General features: G+C 61.6%; 17 protein-coding genes. 4 read left to right on the top strand and 13 right to left on the bottom strand.

Translation table 11 applies throughout. The features are described 5' to 3' along the window. Nucleotides 1-83 precede the first annotated feature (83 nt). Nucleotides 84-3581, top strand: coding sequence for a DNA polymerase III subunit alpha (gene dnaE / locus CO660_RS08495; protein WP_097598357.1), 3498 nt, complete (start codon nt 84-86; stop codon nt 3579-3581). Between the two features lie 37 nt (nt 3582-3618). Here the strand turns inward: dnaE and CO660_RS08490 are convergent, their stop codons facing one another. Beyond that, entirely contained in the window at nt 3619-4875 is a 1257-nt protein-coding gene (locus CO660_RS08490) for a L,D-transpeptidase family protein (RefSeq protein WP_097598356.1), read from the bottom strand. A 225-nt stretch (nt 4876-5100) separates the two neighbouring features. Further along, nucleotides 5101-6393 carry a DNA polymerase IV gene (locus CO660_RS08485; RefSeq protein WP_097598355.1) on the bottom strand — a complete coding sequence of 431 codons (1293 nt, stop codon included), beginning with the start codon at nt 6391-6393 and terminating at the stop codon, nt 5101-5103. A 76-nt stretch (nt 6394-6469) separates the two neighbouring features. On the opposite strand from CO660_RS08485, the gene CO660_RS08480 reads away from it, so the two are divergent. Beyond that, the gene (locus CO660_RS08480) at nt 6470-7057 is read left to right on the top strand and encodes a GNAT family N-acetyltransferase (RefSeq protein WP_097598354.1); all 588 of its coding nucleotides are present in this window, start codon (nt 6470-6472) and stop codon (nt 7055-7057) included. On the opposite strand, the gene CO660_RS08475 is transcribed toward CO660_RS08480, so the two are convergent. Continuing rightward, nucleotides 7032-7706 (bottom strand): hypothetical protein, encoded by a 675-nt coding sequence (locus tag CO660_RS08475; protein WP_097598353.1) that lies wholly within the window; start codon nt 7704-7706, stop codon nt 7032-7034. The two genes, CO660_RS08480 and CO660_RS08475, sit on opposite strands and share 26 nt — an antisense overlap. After that, entirely contained in the window at nt 7703-8011 is a 309-nt protein-coding gene (locus CO660_RS08470) for a DUF3572 domain-containing protein (RefSeq protein ID WP_097598352.1), read from the bottom strand. Before CO660_RS08470 ends, CO660_RS08475 begins: the two co-directional genes overlap by 4 nt. A gap of 133 nt (nt 8012-8144) precedes the next feature. Here CO660_RS08470 and CO660_RS08465 point away from each other — a divergent pair, with 133 nt between their 5' ends. Further along, nucleotides 8145-8516 carry a response regulator gene (locus tag CO660_RS08465; protein WP_003547430.1) on the top strand — a complete coding sequence of 124 codons (372 nt, stop codon included), beginning with the start codon at nt 8145-8147 and terminating at the stop codon, nt 8514-8516. 18 nt (nt 8517-8534) lie between these two features. Then, a complete protein-coding gene (locus CO660_RS08460) occupies nt 8535-9908 on the top strand; it encodes a PleD family two-component system response regulator (RefSeq protein ID WP_097598351.1) in 1374 nt (457 codons plus the stop codon). A gap of 743 nt (nt 9909-10651) precedes the next feature. On the opposite strand, the gene rpmG is transcribed toward CO660_RS08460, so the two are convergent. From rpmG to CO660_RS08415, 9 genes are all read right to left on the bottom strand, one after another. Further along, nucleotides 10652-10819, bottom strand: a complete 168-nt coding sequence (gene rpmG, locus CO660_RS08455; RefSeq protein ID WP_003587245.1) for a 50S ribosomal protein L33 — start codon at nt 10817-10819, stop codon at nt 10652-10654. Nucleotides 10820-10911: 92 nt separating this feature from the next. Further along, nucleotides 10912-12096, bottom strand: a complete 1185-nt coding sequence (locus CO660_RS08450) for an MFS transporter (RefSeq protein ID WP_097598350.1) — start codon at nt 12094-12096, stop codon at nt 10912-10914. A 241-nt stretch (nt 12097-12337) separates the two neighbouring features. Further along, on the bottom strand, nt 12338-12790 hold the full coding sequence (locus tag CO660_RS08445; RefSeq protein ID WP_097598349.1) for a DUF983 domain-containing protein: 453 nt from the start codon (nt 12788-12790) through the stop codon (nt 12338-12340). A 71-nt stretch (nt 12791-12861) separates the two neighbouring features. Continuing rightward, nucleotides 12862-15234 carry a ribonuclease R gene (gene rnr, locus CO660_RS08440; protein ID WP_097598348.1) on the bottom strand — a complete coding sequence of 791 codons (2373 nt, stop codon included), beginning with the start codon at nt 15232-15234 and terminating at the stop codon, nt 12862-12864. Nucleotide 15235: 1 nt separating this feature from the next. Further along, a complete protein-coding gene (gene topA, locus CO660_RS08435) occupies nt 15236-17890 on the bottom strand; it encodes a type I DNA topoisomerase (RefSeq protein ID WP_097598347.1) in 2655 nt (884 codons plus the stop codon). 246 nt (nt 17891-18136) lie between these two features. Further along, nucleotides 18137-19279, bottom strand: a complete 1143-nt coding sequence (gene dprA, locus CO660_RS08430) for a DNA-processing protein DprA (RefSeq protein ID WP_097598346.1) — start codon at nt 19277-19279, stop codon at nt 18137-18139. 2 nt (nt 19280-19281) lie between these two features. Continuing rightward, entirely contained in the window at nt 19282-19899 is a 618-nt protein-coding gene (gene plsY, locus CO660_RS08425; RefSeq protein WP_085777803.1) for a glycerol-3-phosphate 1-O-acyltransferase PlsY, read from the bottom strand. A 78-nt stretch (nt 19900-19977) separates the two neighbouring features. Then, nucleotides 19978-21267: a dihydroorotase gene (locus tag CO660_RS08420; RefSeq protein ID WP_097598345.1), complete on the bottom strand. Its 1290-nt coding sequence runs from the start codon at nt 21265-21267 to the stop codon at nt 19978-19980. Then, nucleotides 21264-22220 carry an aspartate carbamoyltransferase catalytic subunit gene (locus tag CO660_RS08415; protein WP_085777805.1) on the bottom strand — a complete coding sequence of 319 codons (957 nt, stop codon included), beginning with the start codon at nt 22218-22220 and terminating at the stop codon, nt 21264-21266. Before CO660_RS08415 ends, CO660_RS08420 begins: the two co-directional genes overlap by 4 nt. Nucleotides 22221-22390 lie beyond the last annotated feature (170 nt).

The following is a 22390-nucleotide window of genomic DNA, read 5'->3' as shown; positions in this document are numbered from 1 at the left end:
GCAAGCGGGTCTTCTTCTGGACATCATTGCCCTCAATGCCGACAATGCATCCGATTCATTTCGGCTGATTGGGAAGGCATATCATGGCGGAGACGGAAAAGGGTTCAATGGGTGAGGCGACCGGCGGCACGCCGGGCTTCATCCACCTGAGGGTCCACTCCGCCTATTCGCTTCTTGAGGGTGCGCTGCCTCTGAAGAAGATCCTCTACAAGGCGACCAGCGACAGTCAGCCTGCGATCGCCATTACCGACACCAACAATCTCTTCGTCGCCCTTGAATTCTCCCAGAAGGCAATGGACGAGGGCCTGCAGCCGATCATCGGCTGTCAGGTCTCCATCGACATGGAAGACGGATTGGAAAGTGAGAAGCGCGGCGGTCAGCAGGCCCTGATCAAGCTGCCATCGATCGTTCTACTTGCCGCGACGGAGGCCGGTTATGAAAGGCTGGTCGATCTCGTCAGCCGCGCCTATCTCGGCGGCGATAGCAACCAGGCCATACATGTCAGAGCCTCCTGGCTGGGAGAGGCAGGCACGGAAGGTCTGATCGCCTTGACCGGCGCCCTGACCGGACCGGTCGACGCGGCTGTCAGGGAAGGTCATCCCGGCCAGGCGGAAGCCCGGCTGCTTGCGCTGAAGCGTCTCTTCGGCGACAGACTCTATGTCGAACTGCAGCGGCACGGCACCTACGACAAAAGGCACGAGCAGAAGATCGTCAGGCTTGCCTACACGCATGACCTGCCGCTCGTCGCCACGAACGAGGCCTTCTTTCCGACCCGCGACGATTACGACGCCCATGATGCGCTGATGGCGGTTGCGCATAACGCCATCGTCTCCGACGACAGTCGCTTTCGCCTGACGCCGGATCACTACCTGAAGAGCCGGGCCGAGATGGCCAAGCTCTTTGCCGACCTGCCGGAAGCGCTTGAGAACACGATCGAGATCGCCAGGCGCTGCTCCTTCGTGTTGAAGACAAGAAAGCCGATCCTGCCGCGCTTCACTGGCGCCACCGACGATGCCGAGGAGGCCGAACGCGCCGAGGCGGGCGAATTGCGCCGCCAGGCGGTGGAAGGGCTGGACATGCGGCTTGCCACCCTCGGCATGTCGCCGGGTTACGAGGAAAAGGATTACCGCGAGCGGTTGGAGTTCGAGCTCAGCGTTATCGAGCGCATGCGCTTCCCGGGTTACTTCCTGATCGTTTCCGACTTCATCAAGTGGGCCAAGCAGCATGATATTCCCGTCGGTCCCGGTCGCGGTTCGGGCGCCGGTTCGCTCGTCGCCTATGCATTGACCATCACCGACGTCGACCCGCTGCGCTTCTCGCTGCTCTTCGAGCGCTTCCTCAATCCGGAACGCGTCTCGATGCCTGACTTCGACATCGACTTCTGCCAGGACCGTCGCGAAGAGGTGATCCGTTACGTTCAGGCGAAATATGGGCGCGAGCAGGTGGCGCAGATCATCACCTTCGGTTCGCTGCAGGCGCGCGCCGCACTTCGCGACGTCGGCCGCGTGCTGGAAATGCCCTACGGTCAGGTCGACAAGATCTGCAAACTCGTGCCGAACAATCCGGCCAATCCGACGCCGCTCTCTAAAGCGATCGAAGAGGAGCCGAAGCTGCAGGAGGAGGCGGCGAAGGAACCGGTGGTGGCGCGCCTGCTCGACATCGCCCAGAAGATCGAAGGGCTTTATCGCCACGCCTCGACGCATGCCGCCGGTATCGTCATCGGCGATCGGCCGCTGTCCAAGCTGGTGCCGATGTATCGCGATCCGCGCTCCGACATGCCGGTCACCCAGTTCAACATGAAATGGGTGGAGCAGGCCGGCCTCGTCAAGTTTGACTTTCTCGGCCTGAAGACTCTGACGGTGCTGAAGGTCGCCGTCGATTTCGTCGCCAAGCGCGGCATCAAAGTCGATCTTGCGGCCATTCCTCTCGACGACAAACCGACCTACGAGATGCTGTCGCGCGGCGAGACGGTCGGCGTGTTCCAGGTGGAAAGTGCCGGCATGCGCAAGGCGCTGATCGGCATGAAACCGGATTGCATCGAGGACATCATCGCGCTGGTGGCGCTCTACCGCCCGGGCCCGATGGAAAACATTCCGACCTACAATGCTCGCAAGCATGGCGACGAAGAGCTGGAATCGATCCATCCGATGATCGACCACCTGCTCAAGGAAACGCAGGGCGTTATCGTTTATCAGGAACAGGTGATGCAGATCGCCCAGGTCCTGTCGGGCTATTCGCTTGGCGAAGCCGACCTTCTGCGCCGCGCCATGGGTAAGAAGATCAAGGCGGAGATGGACCAGCAGCGCGAACGCTTCGTCGTCGGCGCTGTCAAGAACGGCGTCTCGAAGCCGCAGGCCGACAACATCTTCGAACTCTTGGCGAAATTTGCGAACTACGGCTTCAACAAGTCCCACGCCGCCGCCTACGCCATCGTCTCCTACCAGACGGCCTATATGAAGGCGCATTATCCGGTCGAGTTCCTCGCCGCCTCGATGACGCTCGACATGTCGAATACGGAAAAGGTCAATGATTTCCGGCAGGACGCCAAGCGCTTGGGCATTGAGGTGATTGCGCCCTCGGTGCAGACATCCTTCCGACATTTCGAGACCGGCGACAACCGCATCTATTATGCGCTCGCCGCTTTGAAGGGCGTCGGCGAATCCGCCGTCGACCACATCGTCGAGGTGCGCGGCGACAAGCCTTTTGCCAGCATCGAGGATTTCTGTCTGCGCATCGATCCGCGCCAGGTGAATCGTCGCGTGCTCGAAAGCCTGATCTATGCCGGCGCCTTCGATTGTTTCGGCACCGACCGCGCCCAGCTTTCCGCCGGCCTAGACCGCATCCTCGGTTATGCCCAGCGCGCCCAGGAAAACAAGCTGAGCGGCCAATCGGACATTTTCGGCAGCGCACTAAACTCGGGCCCGGAGAAGATCTCCTTGCCGCCCTATTCACCCTGGCTGGCATCGGAGCGGCTGCTCAAGGAGTTCCAGGTGCTGGGCTTCTATCTGACGGCCCACCCGCTCGATTCCTACAACAACATCCTGCAGAAGATGCGTGTGCAGACTTTCGCCGAGTTTTCAGCGGCCATCAAACAGGGCGCCGCCAATGCACGCCTTGCCGGAACCGTCATCTCCAAGCAGGAGCGCAAGACCCGCACCGGCAACAAGATGGGCATTATCGTCTTTTCCGATTCTTCAGGCCAGTTCGAGGCGGTGCTGTTTTCGGAGATGCTGAACCAGTATCGCGACGTGCTCGAGTCCGGAAAATCCTTCCTCCTGACAGCAACCGGTGAGGAGCGGCCGGAAGGTATCGGTCTTCGCATCCAGACGATCCAGTCGCTTGAGGAAAAGTCGCTGCAGATGCAGAAGGCGCTGCGCGTTTATGTCCGCGATTCCGGGCCGCTGAAGATGGTTGCCGGCCATCTGAATGCTAAGGGTGACGGTCTGGTTTCCTTCATTGTCATCAAGGAGGGGGGCAAACGCGAGGTGGAAGTGGCGCTGCCGGAGAAATACCGCATCACCCCCGAGATTGCTGCCGCTCTTCGCGCCGCCCCCGGCGTCGTTGACGTCGAGCTTGTCTGATCAACCCAGTTGATCCTGATCGACCCGGTTGATCTCGTCACCCACGGGTGATCGTGATGAAATCCGTGCCTTCGCCGGTTTCCCGGCCAAGGCCGGTGTCGGAGATCGTCAGCGTCGAGCCGGGCGCGATCAGTGCGTCGATCCTGCGGCGGGCCTCGTCGGGGATCGTGATGCGGCTCAGCGAAAGGGCAATCGGCTTGCCCATGACAATGGAGCTTTCCTGGCTGGTGATGCCGAGTCGTTTCATCGTCTCGCGGGAGAGGTTGTTGCTGAGTGTGACGCCGAACCAGTCCGCCGTTCCGGCCTGTTCATCGACCGCATGCAGCGTGAAAAAATGCGTGCCGAGCGCCAATCCCGGATCGGCGATCGTTACCGGCGCTTCGAAAATCGGCTTGAAGGCCTGCCGCACCATGATGACGCCGTTCGGAGGCTCGCCCTTGCCGGCTGCGGAATAGACCGATGCGAGAAGTCTGTCGGAGACCAGGCTCCTGTCGCCGGCAAATTCCGTCGGCCGCAGCATCTTGAAGGCGTTGATCGCCTGCACGGTCGACGGACCGAGCAGCCCGTCCGGACTGCCGGCGGAAAAGCCGAGCTGATTGAGTATCGTTTGAATGTCGATCACCGTTTCGCGCAGCGTTCGCCGCGTGACGAGCATGCTGATCGGCTCGGACGGCGGCTGGACCTCCGGCGCGGTAACCGGCGATGCCGCCGGCATCGGCATTGCGGCGGTGTCGTTCATCGCCACCTGCACCGGTGTCCCGGGACTGACGGGGATGGAGGGCCGCAGCTCGACATCCGAAAGGAGCGGCATCGCTGCCGGCGCATCGGGGCGGAAAAGGTTCGGATGGTCGATCGGCTGCGGCACCAATTCGTCGTCGCTGATGATGACGGGAATGCCGGGCTCGGTCATTCGGTAGAGCATTTTTGCGAAGGCGCCGGGCATGCGTACGCAGCCGTGCGAGGCGGGATAACGCGGCACGGAATTGGATTCGTGCAGCGCGATGCCGGACCATGTCAGCCGTTGCATGAACGGCATCGGGGCGGCTGAATAGAGGTTGGATTCGTGGTATTTCTGCTTTTCGAGCACCGAGAAAATGCCGCTCGGAGTCGTATGGCCGTCCTTGCCGGTCGAGACCTTCGAGGTCGCGACGACGTCGGTGCCGTCATAAACCACAAGCGACTGCTTGTTCTTCGAGACGAAGATCTGCAGCGTTCGTGCATCCGCGGCAAGAGCAGGGTGCACGAGTGCGGTGGCCGACAGCAAGCCGAGGCCGAAGACGAGACGCGAGAACATGATACCCAACCATACGCAATACTGGCCCGGCACATTATGAGACGAAGTTTAAGGAAGATTTTAAACCCAGGACTCATCGGCTTGCCGGGAACGGTGCAGCGGTTCCGCGCTGACGACACGCATACATAAAAGGCAAAGCATGCCGGATGAATCAAAGTTTGATCTGTTTGGTCTAAGGTATTGCTTTTATTTTGCATCTCTAACAAGCGCGCACCGCGAGATGTTCTAGTGATCGCGCTTGCCGCTGCCGAAGGTGTAGCCTGTTTCGACCGTATTCTTGCCGAACTTGTCGCGCAGCTTGTCCATCGCCGCTTCGGCCGCCGCCCGCCGGCCTGACTGCCGGTCGATCAGATCGGGCGGATCGGCGCGGGTGGCATCGCCGAGATCGGTGACGCCGATGCCGATCAGGCGGAATTTCGTACCGTCCGTTTCCTTTTCGAGAAGTTCGAGCCCGATGCGGAAGATCCTGTCGGCAAGCTGGGTCGGGTCCTCGAGCTTGCGGTTGCGGGTGCGCGTCTTGAAGTCGGCGCTCTTCATCTTCAGCACCACCGTCCGGCCGGCGATATCGTTTTTCTTCAGCCGCCAGGAAACCTTTTCGGAAAGGTTGCGCAGGATCGGCACCAGATCGTCGTGGCGCGAGATGTCGTCGAAGAAGGTCGTTTCGGCCGAAACGCTCTTGGCGGCGTCGTTGAGATGCACCTCGCGGTCGTCGATGCCGCGCGAGAGCCGCGCAAGGCGCTGGCCGATACTGCCGTAGCGGCGCATCAGGTCATTCTCCTCCATCTGCTGTAGCTGGCCGATGGTGCGGATGCCGTCCGCCTCCAGCGTCGCAGCAAAGGCCTTGCCGACGCCCCAGATGGTGGTGACGGGACGCGGCGCCAGAAATTCCACCGCTTCTTCACGGCCGACGACGGAAAAGCCGCGCGGCTTCTGCAGGTCGGAAGCGACCTTGGCGAGGAATTTGCAATAGGAAAGCCCGACCGATACGGTAATGCCGATTTCCTTTTCGATGCGGCGAGCGAATTTGGCGAGCGTACGCGCCGGTGGATCGTGATGCAGCCTCTCCGTGCCGCCCAGCTCCAGGAAGGCTTCGTCGATCGACAGCGGCTGCACCAGCGGTGTCAGCTCCTGCATCAGTGCGCGCACCTGGCGCCCGACCCGGACATATTTTTCCATGTCCGGGCGTATGACGATGGCCTGAGGGCATGCCTCCAGCGCTTTGAACATCGGCATCGCCGAACGCACGCCGTGGATACGGGCGATATAGCAGGCAGTGGAGACGACACCGCGTTTGCCGCCGCCGATGATGACCGGCTTGTCGGCAAGTTCGGGATTGTCACGCTTCTCGACCGCCGCGTAGAAGGCGTCGCAATCGATATGCGCAAGTGTCAGTCGATAGAGCTCGCGATGGCGCACCAGACGCGGGCTGCCGCAGGATAGGCAACGACGCGCCTCACCCTTCTGCTCGGCAAGGCAGTCGCGACAGAAGCCGGGTGTCTTGTCAGGCGCGGGCGTCATGGTGAGAACAAAGGTTGAACGGCGCGACACTACGCCTTAAGCTTATGAATCACAAGAGAGGACGGGAGCTTTGCCTTTGGATAAAGATCTTCGTGTCGAGCCGGTGACGGCAGACCGGTGGGGCGACTTCGAGACTCTGTTCGGCCCGCAGGGCGCTTTTTATAATTGCTGGTGTGTCGCGCTGCGCTTGCCGCATGCGGTGAGGACGACGATGACGGCCGACGAGCGCAAGGCGCATATGCGCGAACGGATCGGGGCCGGGCCGCCGCCGGGGATCATCTGTTATGCCGATGGCGGACCGGTCGCCTGGGTGCAGGTCGGGCCGCGCCACGACGTGCCGCAGTTCAATTCACCGCGCACCGTCTCGCGGCCGCTGGAGGAGGATGATGCGCGTGATCCCTCTATCTGGGCTGTCAGCTGCTTCTTCCTGCTGCCGAAACTGCGCGGCAGCGGATTAAGTCATCGCCTGCTCGCCGGCGCGATCGACCATGCCCGGCGCCAGGGCGCGCGGCTGCTCGAAGCCTGCCCGATCGATCATGCGAAGCAGTCGAAATCGGTGACGCTCTGCATCGGCTCGACGGCAATCTTCGAGGCAGCCGGTTTCGAGACGATTGCCAGACGCAGGGACGGCCGTCCGCTCATGCGGCTGGAACTCCGCGGTTGATTGTGCCGGAAAGGAAGTGGGCCTCGATCAGCTCGGCCGCATGCGCCCAATCGGTGGCGCGGGTAATGTCGTCGGCTGCCGCCGGAGCGAAACGATGGACGGGCGAATCCGGCATCAGGTGAATGAGCAGGCAATTGGCGACGTGATCCCTGACGGAATGCAGATTGCGCGCCATATCGTCGATAAAGACAACGGGAAGGGAGCGGCTGGCATGCAAGGCGTGGACGATCGGCCCCTTGGGCTCTTCGCTGGCAAGCAGCGGAAAGAGCAGGCCCATCCTGTCGAGCAGGCGACGGCGCTGCTCCTGGAACCGCGGCTGCATGGCCGTCAGAAACAGGACATCGGCCTCTCGCGAAAGCCGGTCGAGCGTTTCGACTACGCGGTCGAGCGGCGTCTGCCACAGCTCCTGCGCCTCGAAGAATTCCTCGATCAACCGGCTGACCTGCTGGTCCCCGATCTCCGTGCCGTCCGCTTTCGAGACGATGTTGCCGTGAAGCTTGAACGAGCGCGGCAGAAACGCGTGACCCTGGCTCTGAAGAAAAAGCTGGAAGGGGTCGATGAACCGCAGGACGACATCGTCGACGTCGCAGACGATCAGCGGCCGCTCGCCGAGCCGGATGTGCGAAACATCGAACTCTGTCACGCTCAGTATTCTCCCGAATCGAGCCCCGGCGAGGAGAAATGCCGCCAGGCGGCCGTCACCGTCTCCGGGCTGAGGCCACTCGCCGTGCAGAAGCCCATCGCCGTCGGTTCGTGGTTCATCAGGAAGTCCATCATGCCTGAGAGGAAACCCGGATCGTTGACTGCGTTGCGCACCTGCTCGGGCGCCACGCCGGTGAGTGCGAGGAAGCGGCCGAACATGTCGGGATCGGCGGCAATCCAGCCGAGCACGGCGATCGCCGTCTCGTGCGGGTCGGCCGCCTGTTGTTTCGAAGTCTTGAAGTTGCTTTGCATTTTGAGGGGTAAGTTACCTTTTCTTCAACCAAATACCGCTAGCGTGAGCTATCGGTTTCACGGAGCTATTCATCCGCATGTGCATTTCTCATGGGACGAACGACTGCGCGAACGGACGTAGGGACAGCTTGTCATGCCCAAACAGGTAATGATTGTAGAAGATAACGAGCTCAACATGAAGCTCTTTCGCGACCTGATCGAGGCGTCCGGCTATACCACGATTCAGACGAGAAACGGCATGGAGGCGCTCGATCTGGCGCGCAAGCATCGCCCCGACCTCATCCTCATGGATATCCAGCTTCCCGAGGTCTCCGGCCTCGAAGTCACCAAATGGCTGAAGGAAGACGACGAGCTGCATGTGATTCCCGTGATCGCCGTCACGGCTTTCGCGATGAAGGGCGACGAGGAGCGGATCCGCCAGGGCGGCTGCGAGGCCTATGTTTCCAAACCGATCTCGGTTCCGAAATTCATCGAGACGATCAAGACCTATCTGGGCGATGCCTGACGCATCGGAAAGACCGTTATGACCGCGCGAATACTGGTGGTTGACGATATTCCAGCCAACGTGAAGCTGCTTGAAGCGCGGCTGCTCGCGGAGTATTTCGACGTGATGACCGCGGCCGACGGTCACGAAGCGCTGGCGATCTGCGAGCGCAATCAGGTCGACCTGATCCTGCTCGACATCATGATGCCCGGTATTGATGGCTTCGAGGTCTGCGAGCGGCTGAAGGCCAGTCAGAAAACCGCCCATATTCCAGTCGTCATGGTCACCGCACTCGACCAGCCGGCCGATCGGGTACGCGGTCTGAAGGCCGGCGCCGACGATTTTCTCACCAAGCCGGTCAATGATCTGCAGTTGATCTCGCGGGTGAAGAGCCTGCTGCGGCTGAAGACGTTGAGTGACGAACTGCGCATCCGCGCCGACACCGCTCATACGATGGGCATGGGCGACCTCATGCGGGCAGCCGAAGGCCGTGGCGACGAGGCCGGCCAGGTGCTATTGGTCGACGGCCGCGCCAATTCTCAAGAGCGCATCGTCAGGGCGCTGAAGCCCATCGCCGATGTGCTTGCGCTCTCCGATCCGCAGGCCGCCCTCTTCGAGGCGGCCGAGAACGCGTTCGATCTCGTCATCGTCAATGCCAATTTCGACGATTATGATCCGCTTCGGCTCTGCTCGCAACTGCGCTCGTTGGAGCGCACACGCTTCCTCCCGATCCTGATCATCACCGAGCAGGGCACCGACGACATGGTCGTCCGCGCGCTTGATCTCGGCGTCAACGACTACATCATCCGCCCCGTCGATCCCAACGAGCTCGTCGCCCGCAGCCTGACGCAGATCCGTCGCAAGCGTTATAACGATCGTCTGCGCGCCAGCGTCAAGCAGACGATCGAGCTTGCCGTGACCGATCCACTGACTGGCCTTTACAACAGACGTTATCTCGACAATCACCTGAACGTGCTCTTCAACCGGTCGATGGCGCGGGGCCGGCCGCTTTCGGTGCTGATCACCGATATCGACCGTTTCAAGCAGGTGAACGACACATACGGCCATGACGGCGGCGACGAAGTGCTGCGCGAATTCGCAAACCGCGTCCGTTCAACCATCCGCGGCGCCGACCTCGCCTGCCGTTACGGCGGGGAGGAATTCGTCGTGGTGATGCCGGACACCTCGCCTGAAGTTGCCGCAGCCGTCGCCGAGCGCCTGCGCGCGGCTGTCGAAAGCGCTCCCTTCATGCTGAAGCGCTCAAGTGAGGCCCTGAGCGTCACCGCGTCCTTCGGCATCGCCTCGCGCATCGGCGCGGTGTTGACCCCCGACCAGTTGATGAAGCAGGCCGATCTTGCTCTTTACGAGGCCAAGAATACCGGCCGCAATCGCGTGGTCGCAGCGGCTGCCTGACGAATCACTTCGGACGCCATACGCGCCATTTGCGGTTTTCCACAGCGGTAAGCGATTTGTTACCGATTTTTAACTTTCGCCTATGCGACGCGGGCCCAAATTTAGCAGCCCGGTAGCCCAAAAATGGACTCCCGGCGTTGCTGTGGATATGGTGCGGCGCGACAGTCTCCTGAATGCCGCGGCACAGCCAAAAATGAAATGAAGACTATAAAAAATGCCCGCCTCCAACAGGGTCAAATAAAGTGTGGCGGCATCACCTCACGTAGGGGGAGGGGCTGCTTAAGTTATTAAGTTATATTGTCGAACTTCTTCGAGCCCTACGTCATTAGGCTTAGCCGTCAAGCAGAGCCGTCAAATCTTTGTATGTTCCAAAACTGGACTTTTAACCATAGAATCAAGCTCAGAAAATTCATCATTAAGAATTTGTTGATTTTCTTTCATTTCTGCGCAAATTATCGGCTCATAAAAGAAGCGCTCCGCAGAGGAGCTGTCGATACCCCATGATGCTCAGGTCCGCCGCATCTCCTGGGTCGTGGGGTCGGTCGGCTAGTAGGCAAGTCATAACGGTTCCTCGTGCCGTTTTGCATGCTGGCCGACCCCCTTTCAAGAAAGCGCCGCCACTTCCCGAAGATGGAAGGGCGGCGTTTGTCTGTTTGCGCTATCATTTTCCAAGGCGGTCCCAGGACAATAAAAAACGCGCAACCCGAAGGCGCGCGCTTTTTGAAATCCGTCAGGCCAAGTGATTACTTGATCTTGGTTTCCTTGAACTCGACATGCTTCTTAGCAATCGGGTCATACTTCGTCTTCGTCATCTTGTCCGTCATCGTACGGCTGTTCTTCGTGGTGACGTAGAAGAAACCGGTGTCGGCTGTCGACAGCAGCTTGATCTTGATTGTTGTAGCCTTGGCCATGGTCGTCCTGCCTTTAAGAAAATGAAAGCCGTGGAAGCCGGATGGGCTCCACGGCAAATTCTGGCGCGAAACTACGAATCCCGCCCGAAAAGTCAAGTCCGTTTTCGAACGAACATCAATCTGATGCCGGAAAGTAGGGCATAAAGACCGAAGAAAGCGGCAATCGCCCATGCAAAACCATTATTTCCGGCGACGTCGATTGCTGCGCCGATCACCTGCGGCCCAGCCACGGTTCCCACCGCATAACAGAAGACGAAGGCGGCATTGGCCGCAGCCAGATCGGAGCCCGTCAGCCGCGAACCGAGATGGCTGAGGCCGACCGTGTAGAGGCCGGAGACGCAGCCGCCCCAGAAGAGCAGGATCCCGGCCATCAGCAGCCAGTTGTTGACGAGGATCGGCAGCGTCATCGAGCCGACAAAGCCCATCAGCGCCATCCCTGCCAGAAGCGGTCGCTTGTCGCGGATGCGGTCGGAGAGCAGGCCGAGCGGAATCTGGAAGATGACGTTGCCGACGCCCATCATCGTGAGCAGCAGCGCCGCCTGCGATTCGGTGAAATGGGCGCGCACGGCAAAAATCGGAAAAAGTGACAGCCCGCCAGCTTCGACCGCGCCGAAGATGAAGACGGCAGCCGTCGCTGTCGGCACCAGCAGGACGTAGCGCATGAAATGCAATTCCGGCTTTTCCTCGAGCACCGGGCTTTCGTCACGGGCGATGAAAATCGGAATGGCGGCAAGCAGGATCGCGCCCGCGCCGACTAGAAAGGGAAAGATGCCGTCGCTGCCGAGTATCGAAAAGAGCAGGGGTCCTGCGGCGAATCCAATGGAAAGCACGGTCGCATAAATGCCAAGCACAAAGCCGCGCTTGGATGGCGGCGAGGCGGCGTTGATCCAGAACTCGGAGAGGATGAACAGCGTCGTCGTTGCGCCATGGAAGGCGAAACGCAGCGGAAACCACATCCAGAAATCCTGGGCATAATAGAAGCCGAGTGCACTCAGCGCCGAAATCAGCACCGCCCAGAGCATCGTCGGCGCAACGCCGTATTTATGAGCGAGCTTTGTGGTAACAGGGGCCGCGGCCATCGCCGAAATCCCGGCCATCGCCGTGTTGAGCCCGATCAGCGTAGACGAGATGCCGCGTTTTTCGAGGATGATGCTGAGAAGCGGGAGTCCGAGACCGATTGCTATGCCGACGGCTGAAATGGACGAGATGGCTGCCACCAGAGAAGGCCAATGGATTTCTTCGACATCGCCCGGTGTGCCGGTTCTCGGCTGAGACATTTATCCATCCTTAGAAAGCTGCGCGGGCGAATCGACCTCTCGTCTCACAGAGAAGGGACACAGATGTGCCAAATCCAGGTGACGGGCGGCGTTTCGCAGTATTTCCGATGTGATCTGCGGAATGTAAAGCCTGTTCAGACAAGAAAAGCTTACCATGTCAAGTCGTTGAAAGATCGTTGACTCCCGCGTGTCGGTGGAGCGCTGGCACTACACGCTAAATATGTCTGGAAGGTGAAGGCGCTCAATCCGGCCGGCGGGGAAGCTCGTAATCATCGGGACTTTCGCTCTCGCCGCCGAAACCATGCATGCGCAGCGCCCATTGCAGGCCGATGACGCCGCCCTTGATCGGCTGGATCGAGACGAGCGCGGCGATGACCGTGATCGGCGCCCATATGGCAAGATGGACCCATACCGGCAACACGAAGGTCAGATCGGTCAGCATGTAGCCGCCGACGATGACGTGGCCGAGGACCAGGATGACGATATAGGGCGGCAGGTCGTCGGAGCGATGGTGATGGATCGCCTCGCCGCAGGCGGCGCAATGATCGACCGGTTTCAAAAAGGCGCGGAAGAGCTTGCCTTTGCCGCAGGCCGGGCAGCGGTTCATCAGCCCGCGCATGATGGAACGCCCGAGCGGACGCTCGGCTTCGGCTCCGTTCCTGTAGCGGGCGACCGGATCGGTCGGTGTGTTCATTGCATCTTCCTCTTTCAGGCAGAAAGCATGAAGCGTCGCAATAGGACCATTGCTGCTTTCGGCACAGCGGCTTAGCGGCGTCCGCGCGGGCGACGCGTTCCCGGTTTCTTGCCGACCTGGCCGCTGTTGCGGCGGCCGGCCTTATGAAAGGAACGCACTGCCGTCGGCATCTCGCGTCCTTCGCTCAGCATCTCGAAGCGCAAGGCCCCGGCAAGCGGGATTGCTTCCGCAAGCTTCACGGTGACGCTGTCGCCAAGACGATAGCCGAGGCCCGTCTTTTCACCCGACAGTGCCTGATGCGCCTCGTCATAGATGAAATAATCGGTGCCGAGCGTAGATATAGGGACGAAACCGTCGGCGCCATAGTCCGGCAAGGTTATAAAGAGCCCGGACTTCGTAACTCCGGAGACGCGGCCGGTAAACTCCTCGCCGACGCGGGTGCTCAAATGATGGGCGATCAGCCGGTCGATGGTCTCGCGCTCGGCCGCCATCGCCCGGCGCTCGAAGGTCGAGATTTCGGCGGCGATATCGTCGAGCGAGGCTTCTTCGTCGGGAGTGATGCCGCCTTCGCCGAAACCGAGCGAACCGACGAGCGCGCGATGCACGATGAGATCGGCGTAGCGGCGGATCGGCGAGGTGAAGTGGGCGTATTTCATCAGGTTGAGGCCGAAATGTCCGATATTCTCGGGACTGTAGATCGCCTGGCTTTGCGAGCGCAGCACCATCTCATTGACCATGGTCTGATGCGCTGTACCTTCCGCTTTCGCCAGAATACCGTTGAAGCTGTTGGCGCGCACATTGCCGCCCTTGGCGAGCGAGATGCCGAGTGTCGCCAGGAACTCGCGCAAAACTTCCTGCTTGGCAAGCGTTGGACCATCATGGATGCGGTAGACCAACGGCTGGCGCTTCTTCTCGAGCGTTTCGGCGGCGCAGACATTCGCCTGGATCATCATCTCTTCGATCAGCTTGTGCGCATCGAGCCGCGGCGGCACGAAGACCCGGTCGACGGTGCCGTCTGATTTCAGCAGAATCTTGCGCTCCGGCATGTCGAGTTCCAGCGGCTGGCGCCGGTCGCGTCCGCGCTTCATCACCCCATAGGCGTGCCAGAGCGGTTTCAGGATCGCCTCGAGCATCGGTCCGGTCTTGTCGTCCGGACTTCCGTCGATCGCCGCCTGCGCTTGCTGATAGGAGAGCTTAGCGGCACTCTTCATCATGATGCGATGAAAGGTATGGCCGATCTTGCGGCCTTCGCCCGAGAAGCTCATGCGCACGGCGAGCGCCGGCCGGTCGACGCCTTCCTTCAGCGAGCAGAGATCATTGGAGATGCGCTCCGGCAGCATCGGCACGACGCGATCGGGGAAATAGACCGAGTTGCCGCGCTTCAGCGCTTCGCGGTCGAGCGGCGAATTGGGGCGGACATACCAGGAGACGTCGGCAATCGCGACGGTGACGATGACGCCGCCAGGATTGTCGGGCGAGGGATCGACTTCGGCGTAAACTGCGTCGTCATGGTCCTTTGCGTCGGCCGGATCGATGGTGATCAGCGGCATGTTACGCCAGTCTTCACGATGCGCCATCGTCGCTGGTTTTGCGGCTTCTGCCTCCGCGATCACGGCCGGCGGGAAGACATGCGGGATGCCGTGCGCATGGATCGCGATCATCGAGATCGCCTTTTCCGAGCCGACCGAGCCGACGACGGAAAGGACCTTGGCTCGCGGCAGGCCGAAGCGTCCGAGGCGCGCGACTTCGATCTCGACCAGGTCGCCGTCCTTGGCGCCGCCGGTGAAGTCGGGATCGATCACCATCTCTTCGCCGCGCCGTTCGATCGGCAACAGGCGGCCGCCACCGCCCGGCGCGCTGCGGAAAACGCCCATCGCCGCACCGCGGCGCCTGTCGATCACCTTGATGATACGCGCCGTATAAGCCGGCCCGCCGCGATCAACGGCCGGGAAGATCTTCGCCAGGATTCGGTCGCCGAGGCCGGCGACGGGTGCCTTGCCCTTACCCTGGCGGCCTGCGGGCGATTGCTGGCGGATGGCGACGGCGGGCGCCACACCCTGCTCCTCCGGCCATTCCGCCGGCCGGCCGATCAAGTCGCCGTCCTTGTCGCGCGTCGTGATGTCGAGAACGGTGACGGGCGGAAGAGCGCCGGGACGAATGAGCGACTTGCGGCTCTTTTGCAGCATGCCTTCCTGCTCGAGTTCCTGCAGCATGTGCTTGAGCTCGACGCGGCTGTCGCCTTTCAGCCCGAACGCCTTGGCGAGTTCACGCTTGGAAGCCTTCTGCGGATGATCGGCGATGAAACGCAGGATCACTTCGCGCGAGGGCAGCGTGCCATGGACGATGTTCAGCGGTTCGACAGCGGAAGCATCCCTGCCGGCACGGCCGATCTTGCCCGGGCGCTTGCCCGCGAGGTTCGTTCTGTCGCGCGGTGTCCTGCTCACGTCAGCTCTTTTTCGATTTCGCGGGCGCCTTGGCCTTCGCTGCCTTCGGCTTGGCGGCCGTCTTGGTTGTCTTGGCTTCGGCGGCGGCCGCCTTCGGCTTGGCTTTCCCCCTGGCCGCCTTGCCCGCGGGAGCCTTGCCGGCCTTTTCCGTGATCAGCGCAAGCGCCTCCTCAATGGTGATCGCTTGCGGATCCTTCCCCTTCGGCAGCGTGGCGTTGACCTTGCCCCAGTTGACATAGGGGCCATATTTGCCGTCGCGAACAGTGATGGCGCCGCCCTCGGGATGATCGCCGAGGGTCTTCAGCGCCGCCGGCGTACCGCGCGCGCCCCGGCCCGGCGCCTTGTTGGCTTTTTCGGCAATCAGTGTCACGGCGCGGTTCAGGCCGACGGAGAAGACATCCTCAACGGTTTCCAGATTGGCATAGGAACCGTCATGCAGGAGGAACGGCCCGTAGCGGCCGATGCCCGAGGAGATCATCTTGCCCGTTTCTGGGTGTTTGCCGATATCGCGCGGCAGCGAGATCAGCGCCATCGCCTTTTCATAGTCGATATCCTCAGGCTTCCAGCCCTTCGGCAACGAGGCGCGTTTGGCCTCCTTGCCATCGCCGCGTTGGATATAGGGACCGAAGCGGCCGGAACGGAGCGTCAGTTCCTCGCCTGTCGTCGGGTCGGTGCCGAGGCTCTTCGGTTCGTTGAGCGAGACACCCTCCGCTTCTCCGCCATTTTCGGAGGAGAGCTGGCGGGTGTAGTTGCATTCCGGATAGTTCGAGCAGCCAACAAAGGCGCCGTATCTGCCAAGCTTCAGCGAAAGGTTGCCGGTGCCGCAGACCTGACAGATTCTGGGGTCGCCGCCATCTTCGCGTTTCGGGAAGACGAGCGGCGCCAGCGCCTCGTTTAGCGAATCGAGCACGTTGGTGACGCGCAGTTCCTTCGTGTCTTCGATCTGCGCGAAGAAGTCCTTCCAGAAATCGCGCAGCACCTGCTTCCAGTTCAATTCGCCGGCGGAAATCCGGTCGAGCTTCTCCTCGAGGTCGGCGGTGAAATCATATTCGACATATTTGGTGAAGAAGCTTTCGAGGAAAGCCGTCACCAGCCGGCCCTTGGCCTGCGGGATGAGTTTACGTTTGTCGATTGTCACATAGTCGCGGTCGCGCAGTGTCGCCAGTGTGGCGGCATAGGTCGAGGGACGGCCGATGCCGAGCTCTTCCATCTTCTTGATCAGCGAGGCTTCCGAATAGCGCGGCGGCGGCTCGGTGAAATGCTGGGTCGAATTAATCTTCTGCTTGGCGAGCGTCTCGCGCGCATTGATCTCCGGCAGACGGCCATCCTCGTCGCCGTCATCGCTCTGCTCGCCGTCCTCCTTCTGGTCGGTATAGGCGGCGATGAAGCCGTCGAAGCGGATGACCGAACCGACGGCGCGCAGGCCGGCCTTCTCGCCCTTATTGTCGGCGGTGATTTCGGCCGTGGTGCGCTCGATCTCGGCCGACGCCATCTGGCTGGCGATGCCGCGCTTCCAGATCAGCTCGTAGAGCCGGATCTGGTCGGCATCGAGGAATTTGCGCACGCGGTCAGGAGAGCGGTAGAAATCGGTCGGACGGATCGCCTCGTGCGCCTCCTGGGCGTTCTTCGCTTTGGTGGAATAGAGGCGCGCCTTCTCAGGCAGGTAGCGCTCGCCGAACTGGTCGAGGATGGCGCTGCGCGCAGCACCGATCGCTTCCGGGGCCATCTGTACGCCGTCGGTTCGCATATAGGTGATGAGACCGACCGTCTCGCCGCCGATATCAACACCCTCATAGAGCTTCTGGGCGATCTGCATGGTGCGTGAGGCGGAGAAGCCGAGATTGGAGGAGGCGGCCTGCTGCAGCGTCGAGGTGGTGAACGGCGGTCCCGGATTGCGCTTGACCGGCTTTGCCTCGACCGTATCGACGACATAGCTGGCGCCTTCGAGCAATGCCTTCAGCCGGGCCGCATCCTCGCCGTTGCCGATCGCCCGCGGCTGCAGCCGCTTGCCATGCGCCGAAACCAGCCTTGCCTCAAATTCGTCGCCGCGCGGCGTCTTCAGCAGCGCCGAGATATTCCAGTACTCTTCCGAAATGAAGCGCTCGATTTCGGATTCGCGATCGCAGACAAGACGAAGCGCGACCGACTGGACGCGGCCGGCCGAACGCGCGCCCGGCAGCTTGCGCCACAGAACCGGCGAAAGATTGAAACCGACGAGATAGTCGAGCGCGCGGCGCGCCAGATAAGCGTCGACCAGCGGCACGTCGATATCACGCGGATCGGCCATCGCATCGAGGACGGCCTTCTTGGTGATTGCATTGAAGACGACGCGCTTGACGGACTTGCCGTTCAGCACCCGCTTCTTGTTCAGCATGTCAAGGACGTGCCATGAAATCGCTTCGCCTTCGCGGTCAGGGTCGGTCGCGAGAAAGAGCCCGTCGGAAGACTTCACCGCATCAGCGATGTCCTTCATCCGCTTGGCCGAAGCACCGTCGACCTCCCAGAGCATTTCGAAATCCTGATCGGGAAGAACGGAGCCGTCCTTGGCAGGCAGATCGCGCACATGGCCGAAGGAGGCGAGCACTTTGTATCCCGAACCCAGATACTTGTTGATCGTCTTGGCCTTGGCAGGCGATTCCACCACTACAACATTCATGATGATTCTCTAAAAAACAGCCACGCCGGCGTGGGAGCCAGCGCAACACGCAGCGCAACTTGGATACTGGCCCTCCGACATGGACAGGGAAATCGCTGCGGTCAAGGGGTTTGCTACAATTTTACCTCCTGCATCTGGTGCAATCAGAACACGATTCGCAACGGAATTTAACTTCTGGCTGTAGAGCTATCGTTTTCGACAGGCGGTTCCTGCGTTTGCAAGCCGCCCCCTCGTACCGCGCAAGCGTCAATTGGAAAGCGAGACGAAACCGCCCTGATGCCGGTGCAGCCTGCCTGATATGTCGAGTTCGAGGAGAATGAGATAAACCGCGGATGCCGATAGGCCGGTGTGGCGGATGACGTCGTCGATCTCGACAGGCGTCGGTCCGAGCGCGCCGATGACACGCATCCGGTCCGCATCGCCGGGCGGCATCGTTATTGCCCTGCTCTCGCGTGCCGGCTCCTCCACCGTCGACAAAGGGAAGAGGTCGAGTTGCGCAAGCGGCGCCAAGGCCTCGATGACATCGGCAGGTTCTGTAACGATCGAGGCGCCGTCCTTGAGCAGGCCGTTGGTGCCGTGACAGCGCGGATCGAGCGGCGAGCCCGGCACGGCAAACACCAGGCGGCCGAACTCGCCGGCGAGGCGTGCCGTAATCAGCGAGCCCGAGCGCATCGCCGCTTCGACGATCACCACGCCGAGCGCAATGCCGGCAATCAGCCGGTTCCGGCGCGGGAAATCGCGGGCGCGGGGCTCCCAGCCGAAAGGCATTTCGCTCACCGCCAGGCCGTTGCCGGCGGTTATCTCTTCGATCAGACGGATATTCTCCGGCGGGTAGGGCTTGTCCAGGCCGCCGGCAAGGGCGGCGATCGTGCCCGTGCCGAGGCTTGCCCGATGCGCTGCCGTGTCGATGCCGCGCGCCAGACCGGAGACCACGGTATAACCCGCCCGGCCGCAGTCGTGCGCCACCATCGTCGCGAATTTGGCGCCTGCGGCCGAGGCGTTGCGGGAACCGACGATGCCGACCGCCGGTCGTTTGGCGGCGGCAAGCGCGCCCTTGACGGCAAGGAGCGGCGGTGCACCGTCGATCTGTTTCAGCGCCTGCGGATAGTCCGGCTCGCCGATGCCGACAAAGCGGGCGCCGAAACGATGCGCCGCCTCCAGTTCCCGGTGCGCCTCGGCTTCGCTGGCAATGCGGATGCCCCGTGTCGCGCCGCCGCGCGCCGAAAGCTCTGGCAGCGCCGCGAGTGCCGCTTCGGCCGAACCGAAATGATTGATGAGATCGCGAAAAGTTGCAGGGCCGACATTGTCGGAACGAATCAGGCGCAGCCAGGCAATCCTCTGCCTTTCGCTGAGCACCGTGCCTGTGGATCCCGCGCTCCGCGCATCCATTATCACTTCGCCCCGATCTTGCTTTCCGTTCCGCCCATCAGGCGCGAAATATTCGCCTTGTGCTTCCAGTAGGAGATGAGCGTCATGACCGCCATGACGGCCGCGACCTTTTCATTGCCCAATATCAACAAGGCAACGGGAATGACGAGCATGGCGACAAGGGCCGACAGCGAGGAATAGCGGGTGGTGACGGCGACCGCCAGCCAGATGGCGGCGAAGAGCACCACCATGATCGGCGCGACGCCGAGCAGCGTGCCGATATAGGTGGCGACACCCTTGCCGCCCTTGAAGCCGATCCAGACGGGGAAGAGATGGCCGATGAAGGCGAAGAAGCCGGCGATGATCGCGGCCTCTTCACCGAGGAAATAGCCGACGATCCAGGCTGCCGCCGATGCCTTCAAGGCGTCGAGCAGCAGGGTTGCCGCGGCGAGCTTGCGATTTCCGGTTCTGAGCACATTGGTCGCGCCGATATTGCCGGAGCCGATGCTGCGCACATCGCCGAGGCCGGCGGCGCGGGTGAGAATCAGGCCGAAGGGGATTGAGCCGAGGAGATAACCGATGACGGCAGCCGCAAGTGCGATCGGCAGCGTGATCTGCCATGACATGAGATTGGATAACATGTGCCCCCTCAGCCCTCCGTGGCTATCCTCAAGTCCGGCCCTTTTCCCTCTGGGGATGAACGGCGATGGTGTCGATTCTTAAACTGCGTGGACAAGCTTTCCGGAGACGTAGGTCATAACCGCTCGCCCGCTGAAGCGTGCATCCTCGAAAGGCGTATTCTTCGAGCGGGAGAGAAGCATGTCTTTAGCGACAAGCCAAGGCTCATCGAGATCGATCAGCGTGATATCGGCCGCAGCACCCGGCTTCAGCGTGCCGGCCTCAAGGCCGAAGATTTGTGCCGGGCGGGTGGACATGGCGTCGATCAGCCGCATCAGGCCGACCTGGCCGCCATGGTGAAGCCTGAGGGCCGCTGCCAGCATCGTTTCCAATCCGACTGCGCCATCGGCCGCTTCTGCGAACGGCAGGCGCTTCGTGTCGACGTCCTGCGGGTCGTGCGAGGAGACGATGATGTCGATCGCGCCACTCGCAAGCGCTTCGGCCATCGCGACCCGGTCATCCTCCGGGCGCAACGGCGGATAGAGCTTGAAGAAGGTGCGGTATTCGCCGATGTCGTTCTCGTTGAGCGCCAGATTGTTGATCGAGATGCCCGAGGTCACCTTGGCGCCACGGCCCCGGGCGCGTTCAATGGCTTCGACCGATTCCGGCACGGAGATCATCGCGGCGTGATAACGGCCGCGCGTCAGCTCTGCCACCCTGAGATCGCGTTCGAGTGGGATCAGCTCGGCTTCCTTCGGAATGCCGGAGAGCCCCAGCCAGCTGGCGAAAAGTCCCTCATGCATGACGCCATTGGCGCCGAGATATTTGTCGCGGGTCTCGCAGGAGATGACGGCGCCGAACTCGCGCGCATAGGTCATGATTCGGCGCAGCACCTGTGTGTTAGGGACGCTGGAATGGGCGTCGGTGAAGGCGACGGCGCCCGCCTGCATCAAAAGGCCGATCTCCGTCATCTCCTCGCCGGCAAGACCCTTGGTGAGGGCGGCTGCCGGATAGACGTTGACGCTGGCCGTGTCCCGCGCCGTCTTCCTGACGAATTCCACCAGCGCGATGTCGTCAATGACGGGATCGGTGTCCGGCATCATGATGATCGAGGTGATGCCGCCGGCTGCCGCCGCCCGGCTCGCCGAGGCGATCGTCTCGCGGTGCTCGCCGCCGGGCTCGCCGATATGGACGCGTGCATCGACGAGGCCGGGGGTCGCCACGAGGCCGGTGCAGTCGCGCACGACGGCGCCTTCCGGCGCGCCCTGGTTCTGCGCCCCGCTGCCGGCGGCAAGAATCACGCCATTTTTAGCGATGATCGTTCCAATCTCGTCGAGATCGCGCGAGGGATCGACGATGCGGACATTCTTGAGGACGATCGAGTTGCTCATGCCATCATTCCGTCGGTTCGGGGACCTTGGTTCTGCGAGACGAGCAGCGTCTCCATGACGGCCATGCGCACGGCGACCCCCATTTCCACTTGTTCGGCGATGACGCTCTGCGGACCATCGGCCACCTCGGAGGCGATCTCGACGCCGCGGTTCATCGGCCCGGGGTGCATGACCAGCGCATCGTCCTTCGCTGCTTTCAGCGTTTCTGCGTCGAGTCCGTAGAAGTGATAATACTCGCGCACCGACGGCACGAAGGCGCCGGACATGCGTTCGCGCTGCAGCCGCAGCATCATCACGACGTCGGCGTCCTTTAATCCTTCCTTCATCGAGTGGAACACCTCGACACCCATCTCGGCGATGCCGGCGGGCAGCAGCGTGGCGGGCGCGACGACGCGCACGCGTGCGCCCATCGCGTTCAGCAGCAGGATATTGGAGCGCGCCACGCGCGAGTGCAGCACGTCGCCGCAGATCGCTACGGTGATCCGCGAAAGCTTGCCCTTGGCGCGGCGGATCGTCAGCGCGTCGAGCAGCGCCTGGGTTGGATGTTCGTGCTGCCCGTCGCCGGCATTGACGACCGAGCAGGAGACTTTCTGGGCTAGAAGCGCGGCCGCACCGGCGCTTGAATGGCGGATCACCAGCACGTCCGGACGCATCGCATTCAGCGTCATCGCCGTATCGATCAGCGTTTCGCCTTTCTTCACCGAGGAATTGCCGACCGACATGTTCATCACGTCGGCGCCAAGCCGCTTGCCGGCAAGCTCGAAGGAGGCCTGTGTGCGGGTCGATGCCTCGAAGAAGAGGTTGATCTGTGTCAGTCCGCGCAGCGTCGACGTCTTCTTTTCTCGCTGGCGGCTGATCTTGACGGCTTCGTCCGCCTTGTCGAGAAGATAGGTGATATCCTGCTCGGTGAGGCCCTTGATGCCAATGAGGTGGCGGTGGGGGAAAAAGACCATGACCCTGCCTCTTGCTGTCTCTTGCGGGTCTATAATGAGTGCCGCCCGCCGGGGCAAGCACGCGCTGTGGGCAAAGGCTTATGTCCCCATGCATTTTCGCCCGAATTCCGATAGAGCAGAATGAAGCGAATCATAACTTCCGGTTTTCCTTGCCGGGTTCTTGCACTAGA

This window comes from Rhizobium sp. L9, assembly GCF_002531885.1.
Classification (GTDB): domain Bacteria; phylum Pseudomonadota; class Alphaproteobacteria; order Rhizobiales; family Rhizobiaceae; genus Rhizobium.
The sequence above is the reverse complement of the archived record's forward strand: the minus strand, read 5'-3'. Positions and strand labels throughout refer to the sequence as shown.